Source organism: Streptomyces sp. NBC_01197, from assembly GCF_036010505.1.
Taxonomy (GTDB): domain Bacteria; phylum Actinomycetota; class Actinomycetes; order Streptomycetales; family Streptomycetaceae; genus Streptomyces.
In genome coordinates this window covers 2,318,139-2,338,661 of record NZ_CP108569.1, presented here as the reverse complement: position 1 = coordinate 2,338,661, position 20,523 = coordinate 2,318,139, and the positions used below count along the sequence as shown (strand labels likewise).

Sequence of the window (20,523 nt, the reverse complement as noted above, 5' to 3'; positions counted from 1 at the left end):
CCTTCCGCACCTTTCAACGAACAGCGAGGATTTTCATGGACTTCCGCCTCACGGCCCGCCAAGCGCAGCTCAAGGCCGACGCGCGCGGGCTCACCGAGCTCATCGCCACCTACGAGCAGCAGTGCGAGGAGGAAAACGGCCTGCCCGCCGACGCGCACGCCCGCATCCGGGACGCGGTCCTCGACACGGGGCTCCAGGCCGTCAACATGCCGGCCGAATGGGGCGGCGCCGGACTCACCATCGCCGAACAGGTCACCGTGCAGGAGGAGCTGGGGCGCCTGACGGGTGCCCTGTGGGACATGGTGTGGCTGCCTGCCAACGCTCTCAGGTTCTGCACCCCGGAGCAGCGGGAACGCTTCCTGATACCGGTGATCAGGGGCGAGCGGCGGGACTGCTGCGCCGTCACCGAGCCAGGCGCGGGTTCGGACCCGCAGAACCTGGCCACCACCGCCACCGGGAACGACCAGGGCTGGGTCCTCAACGGCGAGAAGTGGTTCGTGACCGTCGGAGACCATGCCGACTTCATGATCGTTCTCGCCGCGGCGGGCCCGGAGCGCGCCCCGACCCTGTTCCTCGTCGACAAGGACACCCCCGGCATCGAGATGACGCGCGTACCGCGCTGGATGCACACCTTCGTCTACGAGCACCCCGAGTTCACCTTCACCGACGTCCAGGTGGGCGAGGACGCCGTGCTCGGCGGCATCGGCGAGGGGTACGACATCACCCGTTCCTGGTTCACCGAGGAGCGCCTGATGATCGCGGCGCGCACCACCGGGGCGGCCGAGCGTGCCCTGGAGCTGGCGCGTGGATGGGCTGTGGAGCGCGAACAGTTCGGGGCGCCGATCGCCTCGTACCAGCTGATTCAGGGCATGCTCGCCGACTGCGCCGTCGACATCGCCGTCAACCGCGCCTACACCCACCAGGTCGCCTGGGAGGCGGACCAGCCGCAGACCGACCGCAAGACGCTGCACGCCAAAGCGGCCATCGCCAAACTCGCGGCGAGCGAAGCCTCGGGCCGGGTGATCGACCGGTGCCTGCAGATCCATGGCGGACGCGGCTACGACCGCGCATACGCCGTGGAACGCATGTACCGGGAGCTGCGCGTCGACCGCATCCGGGAGGGCACCTCCGAGATCCAGCGACTGATCATCGCCAACGAACTCGTCAAACGCGGCACCGGGGTCCTGGACCTTCCCACCGCCTGACACACCGATGACACGGATCGCCTGGACACCACGCGCGCCATCGCTGAGTCGCTGTACGCGGAGTTCCGCGAGCCGCTGTATCCGCCTCCGCCCTTGTTGTCCCGCATGGTGGACCTGCCGGTACGGAAGCCGGGGCGCGGCTTCCGTACGTACGCGGCACAGCCGCGAAGCGAGGCGGCAGTGCCGGCGGGGCGGCGGTGAGGAAAGATGGGCACGTCGTACGACCATCGAACGAGGGAGGTTGCAGGTGTCGACCAAGGTGCGCACGGCAGACACGCGCGAGCGCATCCTGACCGCGGCCTGCGAGGTCATCGCGGAGGTCGGCTTCGAGAAGATCAGGATGCGCATGGTCGCTGAGCGGGCAAGTGTGTCGACCGCGCTGCTGCACTACCACTTCGACACGCGCGAGAAGCTGTTCACCGAGGCGATGACCCACTCCTTCGCCCACAGCGCCGTCGATGTCGAACGCGACGCGGGGACGGCGCCGGCCGCGGTCATCCTCTCCCGCATCCTGCGCAACCTGCTGCCGGCCGACCCCGAACTGCAGCAGGACTGGCGGCTGTGGCAGGAACTATGGGTCCGGGCTCTGCGCGACGACACGACCCGAGTCTTCGCCGTGGACCTGTACGCGCAACTGCACGCTTGGGTGGCCGACGCGGTGCGCCGCGGCATCGCCGAGGGCGAGTTCACGCCGACCGACGTGGACGACCTCAGCACGCTCGTCCTCTCCCTCAGCGACGGCTATGGCATCCGCCTGATGCTGCGCGACCCCACCGTTACCCTGGACACGGCGCGCACCTCTATCTGGCGCCATGTCTCCGCCGCGCTCGGCCTGCCGGAGACGATGCCGGCCGGGTGAGTCGGCTCACGGGGCGGCCGTCCGCCGGTGGCGTCGTACGTCTTCGGCGATGCCCTGCGGGATGCTGCGGGCGGAGTGAGCGGCGCGGCTACTTCTTGAGCCAGCCGACCTTGGTGTAGTCGATGTCGGCGAGGCCGGACGCACCGTAGTTGGCCAGGCCCTTGCGGATGGCGTCGATCTGCGGGCGCTGGTACAGCTCGATCGAGTGGCCGAGCTTCCAGATCTCCACGTCGGCCTCGTTGTAGAGCTTGATGGCCTTGGCGCGGTCTGTGGCCTCGCCGGCCTGCTTCATCAGCGCGTCGATCTCCGGGGAGCCGACCGAGCCGAAGTTCTGGAAGAGGTTCTTGCCCTTCGGCTGCTGGAAGACCGGGTAGATCTTGCTGGTGTAGGCCTCGTCGACATTGCGGAAGCTGGCGAGGTCGAAGTTGCCGGTGTTCACGAACTTGGTGAAGTAGTCGTTGGCCGGGACCTTCTTGATCTCGACCCGTACGCCCACCGCGGCGTACATCTGCTGCACCAGTTCGGCCTGGTCCGTCTGCGACGAACTGCCGCCCGCGCTCAGGACGTAGTCGAGGGTGAGCTTCTTGCCGTCCTTGGTGCGCGGCTTGCCCTCGCCCGCGCTCTTCCAGCCCGCCTCGTCCAGCAGCTTCTTCGCCTTCTCGGGGTTGAACTTGTCGAACTCGCTGGTGTTGTCCCGGTAGCCCTGCTGGTTGGGCATGAAGAAGTGGTTGTTCAGCGGCTCCAGTTGGAAGGCGAGGTCCTTGGCGAAGCTCGCGTTGATGCCCTTCCGGTCGGTCGCAGCCTGGAGGGCGTGGCGCACCCGGATGTCCTTCAGCGGACCGCGGCCGCCGTTGAGCGTGATGTGCACCTCGTCCCAGCGCGCCCCGCGCCGGATGTCGGTGTCCGGGTCCTTCGCCAGCCGCTTGTAGTCCTCGGGCTGCAGCGCGGGGGCCTCGTCCACCTCCTTGTTGAGGTAGGCCTCGGTGTTCGCACTGAGGTCGAGGACGCGGTAGACGATGGAGGCGAGCTTCGGCTTGTTGCCCCACCACTTGGGGTCCGGGACCAGGGTGACGGTCTGTCCGGTCCTGTCGTACGAGCCGACCTTGAAGGCGGCGCCGGTGACCGGGGCCTTCTGCGTCCAGCCCGTGTTGAACTTCTGCGGGGTGTCGATGTACGCGGCCGGGTACAGCGGGTCGAAGAGGCGCTGCCAGTCGGCGTACGGCGTGGAGAAGGTGATCTTCACGCCGTGCGCGTCGGCGCCCTGCTCGACCTTGGATATCTGGCTGTAACCCGTGGTGTCGGCCGCCTCGTACGCCTTGTCGGTGCCGTTCAGCGCCTTCCACTGGGCGTGGAAGTCCTGCCAGCTCAGCGGTTTCCCGTCGGACCACTTCGCCTTCGGGTTCAGCTGGTAGGTCACCACCTGGGGGCTGGTGGAGGTGACCTTCGCCGAGACCACGAAGTTCGGGTTGGGGTGACCGACTCCCTTGGCGTCCATGTCGAACAGGTCGGGCAGGATCGCCGAGTCGAGGTCCGCGCCGTCGCCCTGCTGGCCGTCGACCTGGTTGACGTTGTACTGCGCGATCCACTGGTCGATCCCGAACCGCAACGACCCGCCCTGCTTCAGGTCGCTCAGCGGATGCGCGTTGATGCTCTGGCCGTCCGCCTGCGGAGCCGCCTGCTTCTTGGCCGAGTTGCCTCCGTCGTCGGAAGAACTGCAGCCCGCCACCGCCAGTGTGGCCGAGAGGGCTGCTGCGATGGCGACAACGCTGGTTCTGCGCATCGGTGTTCTTCCTTCGGTTCAAGGTGACCTGATCGAGGCCACAGGCTTCCGAGACGGTAAGGCGAGCCCGTGGCCCGACGGGAGAGCAACGGTGATGCTGTTATGCATTCTTTGCATGCGCGCAACAAATTATGGTCAAGCTGGATCAACAAGCCGACGAAAAGCACCCGTTACACAGCACCGGACGATCGGAACACGATCAATGCCGGACAAAGGTACCCATGGGGCCAGCCGCGGCCGTGATCCCACGAAGATCCCCAGCGCCGAACCCCAGCGGAGGACCAACACCCGTGGCCGCCTTCCTGGCCAAGCGACTCGGCTACTACGCCGTCCTGTTGCTTGTCGCCATCTGTCTGTCGTACCTGCTGGCCTCGCTCGCGCTCGATCCGCGCGCGTACTACGAGGGGCGCCAGCCGCCCCTTTCGCCCAGCGCCGTCGACCATCACCTCACCGTGCTCGGCGTCAACGACCACACACCGCTCCTCACCCGCTTCACCAGCTGGGCCGGACACGCCGTGCGCGGTGATCTCGGACAGACCATCGACGGGGCCTCCGTGGACGCGGAGTTCGGCCGCCGGATCGGGGTCAGTCTGCGGCTGCTGCTCCTGGGCAGCATCCTCGGTACGGTCATCGGCGTCCTCGCCGGGGCCTGGACCGCCGTACGCCAGTACCGGCTCTCCGACCGCACGGTCACCCTGATCTCCTTCATACTGCTCTCCACGCCGGTGTTCCTGCTCGCGGTACTGCTGAAGATCGGCGCGATCTGGTTCAACCAGAAGACGGGCACCGACGTCATCGAGTTCACCGGCGAGAAGACCCCCGGCCTTGACTCCGGATTCCTGGCCGTGCTGAAGGACCGGTCGGTGCACCTGCTGCTGCCGACCGTCTCCATCGCGCTCGGCACCATCGCCAGTTACAGCCGCTACCAGCGCTCCACGATGCTCGACGTCCTCGGCTCGGACTATCTGCGCACCGCCCGGGCCAAGGGCCTCTCCCGGCGCACTGCGCTGCTCAAACACGGGCTGCGGACCGCGCTGATCCCCATGTCGACGTACTTCAGCTTCGGGTTCCTGGCGCTGTTCACCGGCGCCACCTTCACCGAGACGATCTTCGGGTGGCACGGCATGGGCGAGTGGTTCGTCTCCTCCATCGGCAAGAACGACGTCAACTCGGTCGTCGCCGTCAACGCGTTCGCCGCCGTGCTGGTGCTGCTCTCCGGCTTCCTCGCGGACGTCCTGCACGCCGCACTCGACCCGCGCATCCGGAACGCCTGAGGAGTACGGACACATGACCGCTGTCATAGAGACCGCCGCCGCCGACGCGGCGGGCCAGGGTGCGGAGCCGATACGTCCCGCCGGGCGCGCCGGAGTGGTACTGCGCCGATTCGTACACAACCCGGGTGCGCTCGCCGGAGGCGTCATCCTGGTGCTGCTCTTCGTGCTGGCCTTCGCCGGCCCTCTGGTCAGCCGCTGGGACTACAGCCACGTCGACTACACCGCACTGCGGCAGGGACCGAGCGCCCGGCACTGGTGGGGCACCAACCGCATCGGGCAGGACGTCTTCGCGCAGACCATCCGGGGGCTCCAGAAGTCCCTGCTGATCGGCCTGCTGGTGGCGCTGTTCTCCACCGTCCTGGCCTCGCTGACCGGTGCCTGCGCCGGGTACTTCGGCGGCTGGACCGACCGGATCCTGATGTTCTTCGTCGATCTGCTGCTGATCTTCCCCTCCTTCCTCATCATCGCGATCGTCTCGCCGCGGCTGCAGGACGGCGGCTGGTTCGCCTTCGTCGGGCTGCTCGCCGTCTTCGGCTGGATGATCACCGCACGGGTGGTCAGATCGATGACGCTGTCGCTGAAGGAGCGTGAATTCGTGCGCGCCGCGCAGTACATGGGCGTCGGGCCGTTCCGGATCATCTGGCGCCATGTGATGCCGAACATCGCCTCCTTCCTCATCATCGACGCGACCGTCGCGGTGGGCGGCGCGGTGATGAGTGAGACCGCGCTGTCGTACTTCGGGTTCGGCGTCCAGTCGCCCGACGTCTCGCTGGGCACGCTCATCGCCTCCACGACAGGGGCGGCCGTCACCTACCCGTGGATGTTCTTCTTCGCAGCGGGGCTTCTGATCATTTTCGTACTCGCGGTGAACCTGGTGGGCGACGGGCTGCGCGACGCGCTGGACCCGACCTCGCGCGGGCGCCGCAGCCGCAAGGGGGCAAAGCGATGACCTCGGTATCCGACACCTCGGTACGCGACACATCGGTACCCGGTACGCCGGTACTCGAAGTGAGCGACCTGGAGGTCGACTTCGACGGCGCCCCCGCCGTACGCGGTGTGAGCTTCTCGCTCCGGCGCGGTGAAGTGCTCGGTCTGGTGGGGGAGTCGGGGTCCGGGAAATCCGCGACAGCGCTCGCCGTACTCGGGCTGCTGCCCGGGAACGCGGCCGTACGCGGATCGGTCAGGCTCGACGGCACGGAACTCGTCGGCGCATCCGACCGCGCGCTGTCCGCGGTGCGCGGCAGCCGCATCGGCATGGTCTTCCAGGACCCGCTCTCCGCGTTCACCCCCGTCTACCGGATCGGCGACCAGATCGCCGAGGCCGTCCGCGCCCACCAGGACGTGTCGCGTGAGGTGGCCAGGGCGCGCGCCGTCGAACTGCTCGACCTCGTCGGCATCCCGGAGCCCGCGCTCAGGGCACGGTCGTATCCGCACGAGTTCTCCGGCGGAATGCGCCAGCGCGCCATGATCGCGATGGCGATGGCGAACGACCCCGACGTGATCCTCGCCGACGAGCCCACGACGGCACTCGACGTCACCATCCAGGCGCAGGTGCTCGATGTACTGCGCACCGCGCAGCGCGAGACCGGCGCCGCGCTGGTGCTGGTCAGCCATGACCTTGGGGTGATCGCGGGTGCGGCGGACCGGGTGGCGGTGATGTACGCGGGGCGGATCGTGGAGAGCGCCCCCGCCGAAGAGCTCTTCGAGCGGCCCCGGATGCCGTACACGCTGGGCCTGATCGGCGCGGTGCCCCGGCTGGACACCGCCGGTGAGGTACTGGTGCCGATCCCCGGTTCACCGCCCACGGCCGGGAGCACGGGCCCCGGCTGCCCGTTCGCGCCGCGCTGCCCGCTGGCCGGTGAGCCCTGTCTGGCCAAGGAGCCCGCCCTGCGGACCGTGGACGGGCACGCGGTCGCGTGCGTACGCGCCGACGAGATCGCGGCGAAGCGGCTGGGCCCGCTCGATGTGTTCCCGGTCCCGGAGATCCCGCCGGCCGGGGCCGCAGACGAAGAGGACCGTAGCGCCGGACAGACCGCCACCGTGCTGAGCGTGCGCGGGCTCGTCAAGACGTTCCCCGTCCTGAAGGGGAGCGCCTTCAAACGGCGGGTCGGCACCGTGCACGCCGTGGACGGGGTAGATCTGCGGATCAGCCGCGGCGAGACCCTCGCCCTCGTCGGGGAGTCCGGTTCCGGAAAGTCCACCACGCTCTTCGAACTGCTCAACCTGGTCCGCCCCGAGGGCGGCGAGATCGAGCTCTTCGGGCAGTCGCTCGACCGGCTCGGTACGTCAGCCCGCCGGGCCCTGCGCGGGCAGGTCCAGATCGTCTTCCAGGACCCGATGGCCAGCCTCGACCCCCGGATGACGGTCGGCGACATCGTCGCCGAACCGCTGCGCGCCCAGGGCACGGACCGCAGGACGGCGGCGGGGCGCGTCCCCGGGCTGCTCGGACAGGTCGGCCTCGACCCGGCGCACGCCACCCGCTTCCCGCACGAGTTCTCCGGCGGCCAGCGGCAGCGCATCGGTATCGCCCGCGCCCTGTCCGTCGGGCCGAAGCTGCTGGTCCTGGACGAACCGGTCTCCGCGCTCGACGTGTCCGTACAGGCGGGCGTCCTCAACCTGCTGCGACGGCTCAAGTCCGAGCTGGGTCTCGCCTATCTCTTCGTCTCGCACGACCTGTCCGTGGTGCGGCACATCGCGGACCGGGTGAGCGTCGTCTACCTCGGGCGCACCGTCGAGTCCGGGACGGTCGACGAGGTCTTCGAGCGGCCCAGACACCCGTACACCCAGGCACTGCTCTCCGCCGTGCCGCTGCCCGACCCGGTGCGCGAACGCGAGCGGCAGCGCACCAGGATCCTGCTGCCCGGCGACCCGCCCAGCCCCACCCACCGCTACGAGGGCTGCCGCTTCCGGGCCCGCTGCCCCGTCTTCGCGCGGCTCGGCGCGGACGAGCGGTCGCGCTGCGAGAACGAGGTGCCGGCGGACCGGGAGCACGCCGCCGACCATGTGGCGGCCTGTCACTTCCCCGCGGTGCGCGAGGTGGTGTGAGCCGCCGGGGTCAGTGGGCGGACCCGGAGATCTGCAGCCCGATCACGCCCACGATCACGAACGCGATCGAGACGAGCTTGAGGGTGGAGACGATGTCGCCGAGGAAGACCATCCCGTAGATGGCGGTGCCCGCAGCGCCGATTCCGGTCCACACGGCGTAGGCGGGCCCGACGTCCAGCTTCCGCAGTGAGAGCGTCAGCAGCCCGAAGCTGCCCAGCGCGAAGGCGGCGAAGGCGACCGTCGGCCACAGCCGGGTGAATCCGTGCGAGAGCTTGAGACACACGGCGAAGCCGGTCTCCAGGAGTCCCGCGACCACGACCAGCAGCCACGCCATTCAGTGCCTCCCCCGTCATCATGTGCTGCCCCGCTCGGCCTCACTTGCAGCGATTATGCATTCAGCCAGGTCGGCCGGGCGGCAAACCGGTGGATCAGTCGCCCTCGCGCCGCTCCCGGGTCGCCAGCAGCCTGCGCAGCGAATCCAGCCGCGCCGGGTCGGCGTGCCCCCCGGCCACCCAGGCGTCCAGGGCGCACTCCGGCTCGTCGTGGCTGCAGCCGCGCGGGCACTCCTCCGTACCCGGCACCAGATCGGGGAACGCGAGGATGACCCGCGAGGGGTCCACATGGTGCAGCCCGAAGGAGCGCACCCCCGGGGTGTCGACGACCCAGCCGCGATCGTCCGGCAGCGGGAGTGCCAGAGCCGAGGTCGTGGTGTGCCGGCCGCGGCCGGTGACCGCGTTGACATGGCCGGTGCTGCGCCGCCGGTCCTCCGGCACCAGCGCGTTGACCAGCGTCGTCTTGCCGACGCCCGAGTGCCCGACGAAGGCGGTGACCTTGTCGTTCAGGAAGTCCCTGACCCGGTCGGCCGCCGCACCCCTCGCCAGCTCGTCGCGGCTGGTCACGACGTACGGGATGTCGAGCGCACCGTACGAGGCCAGCAGTTCGTCCGCCGACGCCAGATCGGACTTGGTGAGGACGAGCAGCGGCGAGAGCCCGCCGTCGTACGCGGCCACCAGACAGCGGTCGATCATGCGGGGGCGCGGTTCGGGGTCGGCCAGGGCGGTGACGATCGCCAGCTGGTCGGCGTTGGCGACGACGACCCGCTCGAACGGGTCGTCGTCATCGGCCGTGCGGCGCAGCACCGACGTCCGCGGCTGGATGCGCACGATGCGCGCCAGGGTGTCCTTGGCGCCGGAGAGATCCCCGACGATCATGACCTGGTCGCCCACCACGGCGGCCTTGCGGCCCAGCTCGCGGGCCTTCATCGCGGTCACCGCGCGCCCGTCGACCAGACAGGTGAGCCGGCCCCGGTCGACCGTGAGGACCATGCCCTCGGCGGCTTCCTCGTGCTTCGGGCGGATGTTCGTACGGGGGCGGTTGCCCTTGGGGTTGGGGCGGACGCGGATGTCGTCCTCGTCGGGGTTCTTGCCGTATCGGCGCATCGCGTCAGGCCTTGAGCATTTCGGTCCACATCTCAGTGAAGTCGGGGAGAGTTTTGGCGGTTGTCGCCACATTTTCAATCTTTACGCCGTCCACGGCGAGCCCGATGACCGCGCCGGCCGTCGCCATGCGGTGGTCGTCGTATGTGTGGAAGACGCCGCCGCGCAGCGGGCGCGGGCGGATCCGGAGCCCGTTGGCGGTCTCGCTGACATCGCCGCCGAGTCCGTTGATCTCCGCGGTCAGTGCGGCAAGCCGGTCGGTCTCGTGCAGCCGCAGATGGGCAACGCCGCGCAGCGTGGACGGCGAGTCCGCGAGAGCCGCGACGGCCGCGATGCCCGGGGTGAGCTCGCCGACCTCGCTCAGGTCCACGTCGATGCCGTGGATCTGGCCGGAGCCCGTGAACACCAGGCCGCCCTCGGTCAGTTCGCAGCCGCCACCCATCTCGGTGAAGATCTCCCGCAGTGCGTCTCCCGGCTGAGTGGTGCGCGCGGGCCAGTCGGGGATGGTGACCCGGCCGCCGGTGACCAGGGCGGCCGCCAGGAACGGCTGGGCGTTGGAGAGGTCGGGCTCGACGGTCAGGTCCCGGCCGAGCAGGGCGCTGGGGGAGACCCGCCAGACGTTCGGCTCGCCGCCCGTCTCCGGCTCGTCCACCTGGGCGCCGACCGCGCGCAGCATGTCCACGGTCATCCGGATGTGCGGCAGCGAGGGCAGCGTGGCACCGGTGTGCCGTACCTCGACGCCCTGGTTGAAGCGCGGCGCGGAGAGCAGCAGCGCCGAGATGAACTGGGACGAGGACGACGCGTCGATCTCGACCCGGCCGCCGTCCAGCGCCCCGCCGCCGTGCACCGTCAGCGGGAGCGCCCCGCGCCCGTCGTCGTCGATCCGGGTACCGAGCGCGCGCAGCGCGTCGACGACACCGTGCAGCGGGCGTTCGTACGACCGGGGGTCGCCGTCGAAGCGGACGGGACCGTCGGCGAGCGCGGCGACCGGCGGCAGGAAGCGCATGACCGTACCGGCGTTGCCGACGTCGATGGTGGCCGGGCCGTGCAGCCCCGCCGGGATCACCCGCCAGGCCTCGCCCGTACCGCCCGTGGCGTCCACCGCGGCGGAGCTGGACGACACGGTCTCCTCGATACGGACGCCCAGTGCCCGCAGGGCGTCGGCCATCAGGAGCGTGTCGCGGGAGCGCAGCGGGCGGCGCAGCCAGCCCGGTTCGGCGGCCAGGGCGGCCAGCACGAGTCCGCGGTTGGTGACCGACTTCGATCCGGGCACGGTCACCGTCGCGTCGACGGCTCCGGACGCGTACGGAGCGGGCCAGTGAGCGGTGTGCACGGAACTTTCGGTCATGCCCTCACTTTACTGATGGCCGGACGACCGGGGCGCCGCCCGTCTCACAGGCCCAGCAGCCAGCGCCCGCCGCCGATGAGCGAGCAGAGCGAGACGAGGTGGAAGACCAGCAGCCACACCGTCGGCGGGAGATGAGTGAGCCGGCCGAGCTGGTCGGCGTCCGAATCGCCCGCATGGCCGCGCACCCGCTTGCGCTGGAGCTCGAAGGCCGGGCGCACCCCGCCGATGAGCAGGAACCAGACAGCCGTGTACGCGAAAGCCGCCTGCACCTCGGCGCTGGTCAGCCAGGAGATCAGGACGAACGCGGCGCCCGTGACGATCACGGTGAGCGCCCCGTACGCGTTGCGGATCATCACCAGCATCGCGAGAAGGAGGACGCAGGCGGCCCAGAGGAAGAGCGTGATGTGGTCGGCGGCGAGCAGCCAGGCACCGCCGAGCCCCAGCAGCGGCGGGGCCGTGTATCCGGCGCCCGCGGTGAGGATCATGCCGGGGCCGGACGGCTTGCCGCGGCTGACGGTGAGGCCACTGGTGTCGGAGTGCAGCCGGATGCCGTCCAGACGGCGCCCGGTGACCAGGGCGATCAGCCCGTGGCCGCCCTCGTGGGCGATGGTGACGGCGTTGCGGGTGAGCCGCCATATGCGGTGCGGGAGGACCGCGAGCAGTGCGACGACGCCGGTGACGATCACCAGCCACTGGTCGGGGTCGGACTGAGCGGCGAAGACGCGGTCCATGGTGGGGAGGGGCTCCTCGGAAGACGGGGGTCGTGGCAGTCTGGCAAATATGTGCGGACGGTTTGCAGCGAGTCGTGGACCCGAGGATCTCGCAGGGGTCTTCGGGGTGGAGAAGGGGGATGCCCCCTGGCAGTCGGAGACGGTGGGCCCGGACTGGAACGTGGCACCGACGAAGACGGTCCAGGCGGTACTGGAGCGTCCCTTGAAAGACGCCGCGTCGCGCTGTCCGGTTCGCCAGCTGCGGAATCTCAGGTGGGGACTGGTGCCGTCCTGGGCGAAATCACCCGAGGGCGCCGCCCGGATGATCAACGCGCGGGCCGAGACGGTCCAGGAGAAGCCGTCGTTCCGGCGGGCCTTCGCCGCGCGCCGCTGCCTCGTCCCCGCCGACGGCTATTACGAGTGGATGACCGAACCGGACGAGCGGCAGCTAGAGGTCGAGGGCAGGAAGAAGCGGGCACGCAAGCAGCCCTACTTCGTGACGCCCGCCGACGGTTCGGTGATGGCCTTCGCCGGTCTGTACGAGTTCTGGCGGGATCCGTCGCTGCCCGGCGACGACCCGCAGGCCTGGTGGGCTACCTGCACGATCCTGACGACCGAGGCGGAGACCACCCCGCTCGCGCTCGCCGGGCCGGGGCAGGGACACGGACAGCCGGCCGGGGACGAGGCCGGGCCGGCCGCCCCGCGGTCGCTGGCCGCGATACATCCCCGGATGCCGCTCGTACTGCCCCCGGACCGCTGGGACGACTGGCTGGACCCCGCACACACGGACCCGGCCCGGCTGACCCCGCTCCTTGAGCCGCCGCCCGCCGGACTCGTACGGGCGTACCCGGTGTCCACGGCGGTCAGCAATGTTCGTAACAACGGCCCGGAGCTGCTGACCGCACTGGAGGCCCCCGAGGAGGGCACACTCTTCTGATGTGACTCAGAGCATGATCGTGGAGAGTGTCGACACCCCCGCCGGTGAAGCCCGCATCACCTGGCATCCCGCCGCCCGCCCGCACCTGGTGATCGCCCTCGGCCATGGCGCCGGCGGCGGTATCGAGGCGCGCGACCTCCAGGCGCTGGCCGCCGCGCTGCCACCGCTCGGGGTCGGCGTCGCGCTCGTCGAGCAGCCCTGGCGGGTCGCGGGACGGAAGGTCGCCCCCGCGCCGAAGACCCTGGACACCGGGTGGCGCGCGGTCTGGCCCACGCTGCGCAGACCCGGACTGCCGGTGGTCGCGGGCGGGCGCAGCGCCGGGGCGCGGGTGGCCTGCCGGACCGCGGGGGAGCTGGGCGCCCGGGGTGTCCTGGCGCTGAGCTTTCCGCTGCACCCGCCGGGAAAGCCGGAGAAGTCCCGGCAGAAGGAGCTGACCGGGACCGGGGTCAGCACCCTGGTCGTCCAGGGCGCCAGGGACCCGTTCGGCAGACCCGCCGAGTTCCCGGGCGCCACCGGGTTCACCGCGGACTTCGAGCTGGTGGAGGTGGCGGACGCCGATCACGGCTTCGCCGTACCGAAGCGGGCCGCCACCGGTCAGGAGCAGGCGCTCTCGACCATCACGGACGCGGTGGGCCGGTGGGCCGTGCGCCTGCGGGAATGCTGAGTCGGGGAGCGCTGTTGTGGGGAACATCGGTGCTGGACACCGGTACACACAAGCTTGTACGTGGAGAGGGAGTCCGTCGCATGGGTTCGACCATCTGCCCGCGCCGCCCGAACGCCGCTGACCTGGAGTGGACCGTGCTTTCGGCAGCCCAGGGCGCTGCTTCCCGGGCGGCGGGCGGACCGGATCGTCGTCTATCCTCCGATTCGAGTGGGTCCGCATTCGGATCCGCCAAGGCGTTGGAGGAGGTGGGTCCGGTCACTGGGACCGACACAGGGACCGAAGACGGCCATGCGGAAGAGACGGCCGCGGAGCGCAATGCCCGCTTCGAGCGGGATGCCCTCGGCTTCCTCGACCAGATGTACTCGGCCGCGCTGCGCATGACGCGCAATCCGGCCGATGCCGAGGACCTGGTGCAGGAGACCTACGCGAAGGCGTACGGCTCGTTCCACCAGTTCCGGGAGGGGACCAACCTCAAGGCGTGGATGTACCGCATCCTCACGAACACATTCATCAACTCGTACCGCAAGAAGCAGCGTGAACCTCAGCGCAGTGCCGCCGAGGAGATCGAGGACTGGCAGCTCGCCCGGGCCGAGTCGCACATGTCCACGGGGCTGCGCTCCGCCGAGTCGCAGGCGCTCGACCACCTGCCCGACTCGGATGTGAAGTCCGCGCTCCAGGCGATCCCCGAGGAGTTCCGCATCGCCGTGTATCTCGCCGATGTCGAGGGCTTTGCGTACAAGGAGATCGCAGACATCATGGGGACACCCATCGGGACGGTCATGTCCCGGCTGCACCGGGGCCGCCGCCAGCTGCGCGGCATGCTGGAGGACTACGCACGCGACCGCGGGCTGGTCCCCGCGGGCGCCGGAGAGTCGAACGAAGCGAAAGGTTCGGGCTCATGAGCTGCGGAGAGCCGCACGAAACGGACTGCTCCGAGGTCCTGGACCATCTTTACGAGTTCCTCGACCACGAGATGCCGGACAACGACTGCACCAAGTTCGAGGTGCACTTCGAGGAGTGCTCCCCGTGCCTGGAGAAGTACGGCCTGGAGCAGGCCGTGAAGAAGCTGGTGAAGCGCTGCTGCGGCAGTGACGACGTACCGGCGGACCTCCGGTCCAAGGTCATGGGGCGCATCGATCTGATCCGCTCGGGTCAGGCGGTGCCCGACCAGGACATCACCGTCACCGACCGGTCGGCGGCCGCCCAGGAGTGACCGGCCGCCGGGACGGCAGGGCCGCCCGGCCGGCGCGCACAACTACACACACGGAGCGGGACCGCGGCGCGTACGCCACGGTCCCGCTCTATGTCATGCCCGCCCTCATCCGGTTTCCGGCCCAGGCTGTCACCCGATGGGCTGCTGATCCGCCGATGCGGCCCCCCGGCCGCCCGCTCGCGCCTATTCTCCCCAACCTGTACGGACTCCGGAGCCGTACGGACCACGGAGGAGGAGGCCGCCATGCGGGCACTGCCGCGGACCGCGTGGGTCTGCGTCCTGTGCGCGGTCCTGGGCGCCGCCGGCTGTGTGCTGCCCGCCGTCACCGGTCCCGCCACGCCCTGGACGGCCGTGGCCCTGCTCGCCGCCGTGTACGCCGGATGCGAGCTGCTGGCCCGCAGGTCGCCGGGGGCCGGGTCGTTCTTCGCCGTGCTCCTCGCCGCCGCCCTGATCCTGCCGCCCGCGGCCGCCGCACTCACCGCCGTGCCCGGGGCGCTGCTCGGCGCCACCGAGCACCCTCCGTACGGTGTCCGGCGCGTCTGGCACGCCGCGCAGCTCGCCATCGCGGTGCGGGCCGCCGCGGGGGGTTCCGCGCTCTTCGGGGCGGAGCGCGGGACCCCCGGCCTCCCGTACGCCCTGCTGCCCGCACTAGCGGCCGCCCTGGTCCTCTGTCTGGTCCTGACCGCACTGGACGGCGCCGTACGGGCCACCGCCGAGCGGCTGCCCCTCCGTACCGCACGCCAGGCGCTGGCGCGCTCACTCGCCCCGTACACCGTGCACGGGCTGGCCGGGCTCATGATGGCGGTCCTGTGGCGCAGCCCCTTCGGGCCGCCCGCCGCACTGTTCGTACTGCTGCCCATGTACATCTCCAGCTGGGTCTTCGCGCAGTACCACCGCGAGCGCGCCGCCCACCGGGCGACGATCCGGGCGCTGGTCCAGGCCGTCGACATCAAGGACCAGTACACCCGCGGCCACAGCGAACGCGTCGGCCAGGCGTCCGCGATGATCGCCGGGGAGCTGGGCATGGCCGGCGACCGTCTTGAGGCACTGCGCTTCGCCGGGATCCTGCACGACGTGGGCAAGCTCGGGGTGCCCACCAGGCTGCTCAGGAAGGACGGGCCGCTGACGCCCGAAGAGCGCCGCGTCATCGAGCTGCACCCCGAGTACGGACACGAGATGGTCCGTGGCATCGGCTTCCTCGGCGAGGCCAGGGCCGCCATCCTCCACCACCACGAACGGCTCGACGGCTCCGGCTATCCGTACGGGCTCTCCGGGCAGCAGATCCCCGAGTTCGCCCGGGTCGTCGCCATCGCCGACGCCTTCGACGCCATGACGTCCACCCGTTCCTACCGCCGGGCCAGACCCGTCGACGCCGCCCTGCGGGAGCTGCTGCGGTGCGCGGGGACACAGTTCGACCCGTTGATGGTCCAGGCTTTCGTACGGGCGCTGGCGCGAAACGGCTGGCACCCCGCCGTCACCGCCGACGAACCGGACGACTGCCCGCACGGCGCCGTACCGCCTGCCCGGACCACGGCGCCCGGCCCACCGGCCGACGTGGAGCACCCCGCGTGAGCGCCCGTACGCCCTGCCCTGTGCGCCTCGTCCATGGCGCCGCCGCCCTGGTCGCCGCGGCCGGTCTCGGCTGGACCCTCTGGCACGGCGTCGGCGACGCGGACACCGCGCTCGCCTTCGGAATACTCGTCGCGGCGGGCGAACTCACCCGTCGCACCGGCCCCGGCAGCGAGCGTGAACCCGCCCCGCTCGGCGCCGCCGGAGCCCTCGCCTACGCCCTGCTCGGCCAGAACGGCGGCCACCCCACCGTCCACGGCGTCCCCCAGGTCGTCGCCGTCGTCGTGGCGGGGGTGCTCGCCGGCACCGCCCCGCACGTCGCGCGCGGGCGCGGCCCCACCGCCGACCAGATGGCCCGCCGGGTGCTCACGGTCGCCTTCGCCGCCGCCTGCTTCCAGCCGCTGTGCGGCCCGGGACGGACAGCCGAGTGGGCGGTGCGCGGCCCCTCGTACGCCGTCGTACTGCTCCTGCTGCTCGGCCTCACCGCCCTCTGCGACGCCGTCCTGGCCGCCGCGATGGCCCGGGCACGCACCCGCTGTCCGTCCCCGGGTTCCGGCCCCCGCCCGACCGGGGGAGTCCGCATCGCGCCGCTGCTCCGCGACGAACTGCGCGCACTCGCGGGCATCGGCTCGGCCGTCTGCGCCACCGGTGTCGTGATGGCGCTCGGCGTCGCGGTCGCCGGGCTGTGGGCGCTGCCCGTCTTCTCCGTACCGCTGCTGCTCACCCAGCTCTCGCTGCGCCGCCACGCACTGGTCCGGACGACCTACCGGCAGACCATCACCTCGCTCGCCCGCGCCACCGAGATCGCCGGATACACCCCGCACGGCCACGCCCGCCGGGTCGCCGGGCTCAGCCGGGCCGTCGGCCGGGAGCTGGGGCTGTCCGAGCCGGTGCTGACCGTCCTGGAGTACGCGGCCCTGATGCACGACATCGGCCAGCTCTCCCTCGTCGACCCGGTACCCGGCGGCGCCACCGCACCGCTGCCGCCCGCCGAGCAGCGCAGGATCGCGCTGCTCGGCGGTGCCGTGGTCCGCCAGACCGGGGTCGACGCCAAGGTCGCCGTCATCGTGGAGCGGCAGGCGGACCCGTACCGGGAGCAGCCGCTCACCGCCCGGATTGTCCGGGCCGTCAATGCGTACGAGGACCTGGCCGGGGAAAGTGAAGGAGTGAGAGGTGCGGGCCGGCCGCTCGATGCGCTGGAGCGGCTGCGTCTGGGGACCGCTCACGACTACCAGCCGGAAGTCGTGGAATCCCTGGCCCGTGTGCTCTCCCGGGGCGGTGTCGCCTGACGGTGTCCCGGGGGCGGGTCCCGGGCCCCGGAGCGGGTAACCAGTGGGTAATGAGCGCCGCTCCGACCGGGCATGGTTGGATGCGAAGAGAGGGCGTCCGGGGGAATCGGAGCCCGGGAAGCAGAGACCTTTCAGCTACCGGCAGGCGGGAATCGTGAGGATCTTCGGGAAGGTACGGCATCGGCCCTCCGCATCCTGGCGGCAGGCCACGGACCGCGCGTTCACGCTGATCGGCGACGGTCGGTACGAGGACGCGGGAGCCCTGCTCACCCGCGCGGCCGATCTCGAACCATGGCTGTCCGAGTCCTGGTTCAATCTGGCCCTGCTGCACAAGTTCCGGCACGACTGGGACCGCGCGCGGACCGCCGGCCTGCGCGCCGTGGCGCTCCTGGACCGCGAGGCGGGCGCCCCGGACTGGTGGAACGTCGGGATCGCGGCTACCGCGCTGCAGGACTGGCCGCTGGCCCGCCGGGCCTGGCAGGCGTACGGGCTGCGGGTCCCGGGCGAGCCCGCGGCCAGCGGTGAGCCCGTCGGTATGGACCTCGGCTCCGCCGCCGTGCGGCTCTCTCCGGAGGGGGAGGCCGAGGTGGTCTGGGGCCGCCGACTCGACCCCGCCCGCATCGAGGTGCTCTCCATCCCGCTGCCGTCGTCCGGCAGGCGCTGGGGCGAGGTCGTCCTGCACGACGGTGTCCCGCACGGCGAGCGCGTCACCGCCGCGGGCCCCTCGTACCCCGTCTTCGACGAGATCGAGCTGTGGGCGCCGTCGCCGGTGCCGACCTGGGTGGTGCTGCTCGAAGCGGCGACCGAGGCCGACCGGGACGCCCTGGAGCAGCTGGCGGCCGACGCCGGGTTCGCCGCCGAGGACTGGTCGTCGTCCGTCCGGCTGCTCTGCCGTGCCTGCTCCGAGTCGCAGATGGAGAGCGACGAGGGCGAGGGCGAGCACCCTCCCGACCCGCATGACCACAGCGAGCCCGGCCACCCCGGCCCGCTCGGCCACCGCACGGCGGGCGGGCTCTGGGTCGCGGAGCGGGAGTGCGGCATAGCCGCCCCGGCGGGACTGGTCCGCGGACTGCTCGACGGCTGGGTCGCCGACAGCCCGGACAGCCGCGAGTGGCGGGACCTCGAAGAGGTCTGCTAGCGCCTCCCGTCCGGATCAGGCCCCTTCCTGTTACCGGCCGCACGCCAGCAGAGGGCCGGTCTAAGCTGTACGGGATCGATCCGGGTTTTTGAGGAAGGCGTACGGCGGACATGTCGCAGGAGCAGACGGACCAGCAGGTAAATGACGGTTTCGTCGTGGACACCGAGGACTGCGAGGAGCGCGAGGAGGCCCACCGCGCCCGCGGTACCGCCCGCCCCATCACCGTCGTGGGCAACCCGGTGCTCCACCGGGAGTGCAAGGACGTCACGTCGTTCGACGCCGAGCTCGCCCAGCTGATCGACGACATGTTCGCCAGCCAGAAGGCCGCCGAAGGCGTGGGCCTGGCCGCGAACCAGATCGGTGTCGACCTCAAGGTCTTCGTCTACGACTGCCTCGACGACGACGGCAACCGCCATGTCGGAGCCGTCTGCAACCCGGTGCTCACCGAGACCCCGGCCGACCGCCGCCGGCTCGACGAGTCCAACGAGGGCTGCCTCTCCGTCCCGACCGCGTACGCCGAGCTGGCCCGCCCGGACTACGCGGAGGTCACCGGACAGGACGCCGACGGTAACCCGGTGAAGGTGCGCGGCACCGGCTACTTCGCCCGCTGCCTCCAGCACGAGACGGACCACCTGTACGGCTACCTGTACATCGACCGCCTGTCCAAGCGCGACCGCAAGGACGCGCTCCGGCAGATGGAGGACGGCACGCCGCGCTACGAGACCGTCCCCAACCTCTGACCTGAGCTGACCTGGCGGGGGCCCGGGCCGGGCTCGGGTCAGGCCGTGCCGACCGGGCCCCGGAACGTCCGCCGGTAGGCGTTCGGGGTGGTGCCGAGCGTACGGAGGAAGTGGTGGCGCAGCCCCGCACCCGTACCGAAGCCGACCCGGCCCGCGATCGAGTCCACCGTCTCGTCGGACGCCTCCAGCAACTCCTGTGCCAGCAGCACCCGTTGGCGCAGCAGCCAGCGGTACGGTGTCGTCCCCGTCTCCTGTTGGAAGCGGCGGGCGAAGGTGCGTGGTGACATCAGGGCGCGGGCCGCCAGTTGTTCCACGGTCTGCTCCTCGTCCAGATGCTGTTCCATCCAGCCCAGTACATCGGCGACACTGTCGGCCCGCTCCGGGCTCACCGGGCGCTCGACGAACTGGGCCTGGCCTCCGTCGCGATGGGGCGGCACCACCATCCGCCGGGCGATTTTGTTGGCGACGTGCGGGCCGTGCTCCTTGCGGACGATGTGCAGGCAGGCGTCGATGCCGGCCGCCGTCCCGGCCGACGTGATGACGGGGTCCTCGTCCACGTACAGCACATCGGGTTCCACCCTGGCCAGCGGGAAGGCGCGGGCCAGCTCGTCCGCGTGGCGCCAGTGCGCGGCGCAGCGGCGGCCGTCGAGCAGTCCCGCCGAACCGAGCACGAAGACACCGGAGCAGACGCTGAGCACCCGGGCGCCGCGGTCCACCGCCCGGCACAGCGCGTCGAGGAGGGCCTGCGGGTAGGCGCGGTTCCCCCGGGACTCCGCGGCCGGCACCGCGATCAGATCGGCCTCTTCGAGCCGTTCCAGGCCGTGTTCGGTGCTGAGCGTGAACCCGGCGTGCGTCTGCAGGACGGGCCCTTCGGCGGACGCCACCGCGAAGTCGTACACCGGCAGCCCCTCGTCGCTCCGGTCGAGGCCGAACGCCTCGCAGACCACGCCGAGTTCGAACGGATTCACGCCCTCCATCAGGACCACGACGACGTTCTTCATCATGGGTCCAGCGTGGCAGCAATTCGACGGTGCATGTCAGTCCTGCCACTGATTTTCCCGGGCGTCCGGCGTCACAGTTGACGCATGAACACATTCCTGGACTACCTGACCGTGCTCGCCGTCTTCGTCATCCTGGCGCTGCCCTCGCTGATCTGGCACGCCTACGAGCGCCGCATCGACCGCGAGCTCGCCCGGCGCGGGCCGGCCGGCGGCACGGACCGGGAGGCCGCTCCCGCGCCGCTGCCACCCGGACCGGGAGCGCCCGGCCGGGACGGGCGGCGCCCCCGCGCCGTGGCGCACACCACCTGGTGAGAC

General features: G+C 70.9%; 20 protein-coding genes and 1 pseudogene. 15 read left to right on the top strand and 6 right to left on the bottom strand.

Annotation, left to right across the window (positions count from 1 at the left end):
* Positions 1–35 precede the first annotated feature (35 nt).
* From OG452_RS10470 to OG452_RS10460, 3 genes and pseudogenes are all read left to right on the top strand, one after another.
* The gene (locus OG452_RS10470) at positions 36–1,205 is read left to right on the top strand and encodes an acyl-CoA dehydrogenase family protein (protein WP_327295340.1); all 1,170 of its coding nucleotides are present in this window, start codon (positions 36–38) and stop codon (positions 1,203–1,205) included.
* A 21-nt stretch (positions 1,206–1,226) separates the two neighbouring features.
* A pseudogene (locus OG452_RS10465) lies at positions 1,227–1,406 on the top strand (hypothetical protein); the annotation flags it as partial.
* 46 nt (positions 1,407–1,452) lie between these two features.
* The gene (locus OG452_RS10460) at positions 1,453–2,064 is read left to right on the top strand and encodes a TetR/AcrR family transcriptional regulator (RefSeq protein ID WP_327295339.1); all 612 of its coding nucleotides are present in this window, start codon (positions 1,453–1,455) and stop codon (positions 2,062–2,064) included.
* 88 nt (positions 2,065–2,152) lie between these two features.
* On the opposite strand, the gene OG452_RS10455 is transcribed toward OG452_RS10460, so the two are convergent.
* Complete coding sequence (locus OG452_RS10455) at positions 2,153–3,844, bottom strand: ABC transporter family substrate-binding protein (protein WP_327295338.1); 1,692 nt, start codon at positions 3,842–3,844, stop codon at positions 2,153–2,155.
* 290 nt (positions 3,845–4,134) lie between these two features.
* Between OG452_RS10455 and OG452_RS10450 the strand changes: the two genes are divergently transcribed.
* The 3 genes from OG452_RS10450 to OG452_RS10440 are packed head-to-tail and all read left to right on the top strand — an operon-like array spanning position 4,135 to position 8,163.
* Positions 4,135–5,118 carry an ABC transporter permease gene (locus tag OG452_RS10450; protein WP_327295337.1) on the top strand — a complete coding sequence of 328 codons (984 nt, stop codon included), beginning with the start codon at positions 4,135–4,137 and terminating at the stop codon, positions 5,116–5,118.
* 13 nt (positions 5,119–5,131) lie between these two features.
* On the top strand, positions 5,132–6,067 hold the full coding sequence (locus OG452_RS10445; RefSeq protein WP_327295336.1) for an ABC transporter permease: 936 nt from the start codon (positions 5,132–5,134) through the stop codon (positions 6,065–6,067).
* The gene (locus tag OG452_RS10440; protein WP_327295335.1) at positions 6,064–8,163 is read left to right on the top strand and encodes an ABC transporter ATP-binding protein; all 2,100 of its coding nucleotides are present in this window, start codon (positions 6,064–6,066) and stop codon (positions 8,161–8,163) included. Before OG452_RS10445 ends, OG452_RS10440 begins: the two co-directional genes overlap by 4 nt.
* 10 nt (positions 8,164–8,173) lie before the next feature.
* Here OG452_RS10440 and OG452_RS10435 read toward each other — a convergent pair whose 3' ends face one another.
* The 4 genes from OG452_RS10435 to OG452_RS10420 form a co-directional block, all read right to left on the bottom strand.
* Positions 8,174–8,497, bottom strand: a complete 324-nt coding sequence (locus tag OG452_RS10435; protein ID WP_266853266.1) for a DMT family transporter — start codon at positions 8,495–8,497, stop codon at positions 8,174–8,176.
* Between the two features lie 94 nt (positions 8,498–8,591).
* Entirely contained in the window at positions 8,592–9,602 is a 1,011-nt protein-coding gene (gene rsgA / locus OG452_RS10430; protein WP_327295334.1) for a ribosome small subunit-dependent GTPase A, read from the bottom strand.
* Positions 9,603–9,606: 4 nt separating this feature from the next.
* Positions 9,607–10,947 (bottom strand): 3-phosphoshikimate 1-carboxyvinyltransferase, encoded by a 1,341-nt coding sequence (aroA, locus tag OG452_RS10425; RefSeq protein WP_327295333.1) that lies wholly within the window; start codon positions 10,945–10,947, stop codon positions 9,607–9,609.
* A 44-nt stretch (positions 10,948–10,991) separates the two neighbouring features.
* Positions 10,992–11,678 carry a M50 family metallopeptidase gene (locus OG452_RS10420; protein WP_327295332.1) on the bottom strand — a complete coding sequence of 229 codons (687 nt, stop codon included), beginning with the start codon at positions 11,676–11,678 and terminating at the stop codon, positions 10,992–10,994.
* Between the two features lie 49 nt (positions 11,679–11,727).
* On the opposite strand from OG452_RS10420, the gene OG452_RS10415 reads away from it, so the two are divergent.
* From OG452_RS10415 to def, 8 genes are all read left to right on the top strand, one after another.
* Entirely contained in the window at positions 11,728–12,594 is an 867-nt protein-coding gene (locus OG452_RS10415; RefSeq protein WP_327295331.1) for an SOS response-associated peptidase, read from the top strand.
* A 13-nt stretch (positions 12,595–12,607) separates the two neighbouring features.
* Positions 12,608–13,258: an alpha/beta hydrolase family protein gene (locus tag OG452_RS10410; RefSeq protein ID WP_327299582.1), complete on the top strand. Its 651-nt coding sequence runs from the start codon at positions 12,608–12,610 to the stop codon at positions 13,256–13,258.
* Positions 13,259–13,503: 245 nt separating this feature from the next.
* The gene (locus OG452_RS10405; protein ID WP_266853257.1) at positions 13,504–14,160 is read left to right on the top strand and encodes a sigma-70 family RNA polymerase sigma factor; all 657 of its coding nucleotides are present in this window, start codon (positions 13,504–13,506) and stop codon (positions 14,158–14,160) included.
* Positions 14,157–14,471 carry a mycothiol system anti-sigma-R factor gene (gene rsrA, locus OG452_RS10400; RefSeq protein WP_266853255.1) on the top strand — a complete coding sequence of 105 codons (315 nt, stop codon included), beginning with the start codon at positions 14,157–14,159 and terminating at the stop codon, positions 14,469–14,471. Before OG452_RS10405 ends, rsrA begins: the two co-directional genes overlap by 4 nt.
* A 243-nt stretch (positions 14,472–14,714) precedes the next feature.
* Complete coding sequence (locus tag OG452_RS10395) at positions 14,715–16,043, top strand: HD-GYP domain-containing protein (protein WP_327295330.1); 1,329 nt, start codon at positions 14,715–14,717, stop codon at positions 16,041–16,043.
* Positions 16,040–17,329, top strand: a complete 1,290-nt coding sequence (locus tag OG452_RS10390) for an HD-GYP domain-containing protein (protein ID WP_327295329.1) — start codon at positions 16,040–16,042, stop codon at positions 17,327–17,329. Before OG452_RS10395 ends, OG452_RS10390 begins: the two co-directional genes overlap by 4 nt.
* Positions 17,330–17,483: 154 nt before the next feature.
* Positions 17,484–18,467, top strand: coding sequence for a tetratricopeptide repeat protein (locus OG452_RS10385; RefSeq protein ID WP_327295328.1), 984 nt, complete (start codon positions 17,484–17,486; stop codon positions 18,465–18,467).
* 110 nt (positions 18,468–18,577) lie between these two features.
* Complete coding sequence (gene def, locus OG452_RS10380; protein ID WP_327295327.1) at positions 18,578–19,207, top strand: peptide deformylase; 630 nt, start codon at positions 18,578–18,580, stop codon at positions 19,205–19,207.
* Between the two features lie 38 nt (positions 19,208–19,245).
* On the opposite strand, the gene OG452_RS10375 is transcribed toward def, so the two are convergent.
* A complete protein-coding gene (locus OG452_RS10375; RefSeq protein ID WP_327295326.1) occupies positions 19,246–20,211 on the bottom strand; it encodes a helix-turn-helix domain-containing protein in 966 nt (321 codons plus the stop codon).
* Between the two features lie 81 nt (positions 20,212–20,292).
* On the opposite strand from OG452_RS10375, the gene OG452_RS10370 reads away from it, so the two are divergent.
* Positions 20,293–20,520 (top strand): hypothetical protein, encoded by a 228-nt coding sequence (locus OG452_RS10370; protein WP_327295325.1) that lies wholly within the window; start codon positions 20,293–20,295, stop codon positions 20,518–20,520.
* Positions 20,521–20,523: the final 3 nt, after the last annotated feature.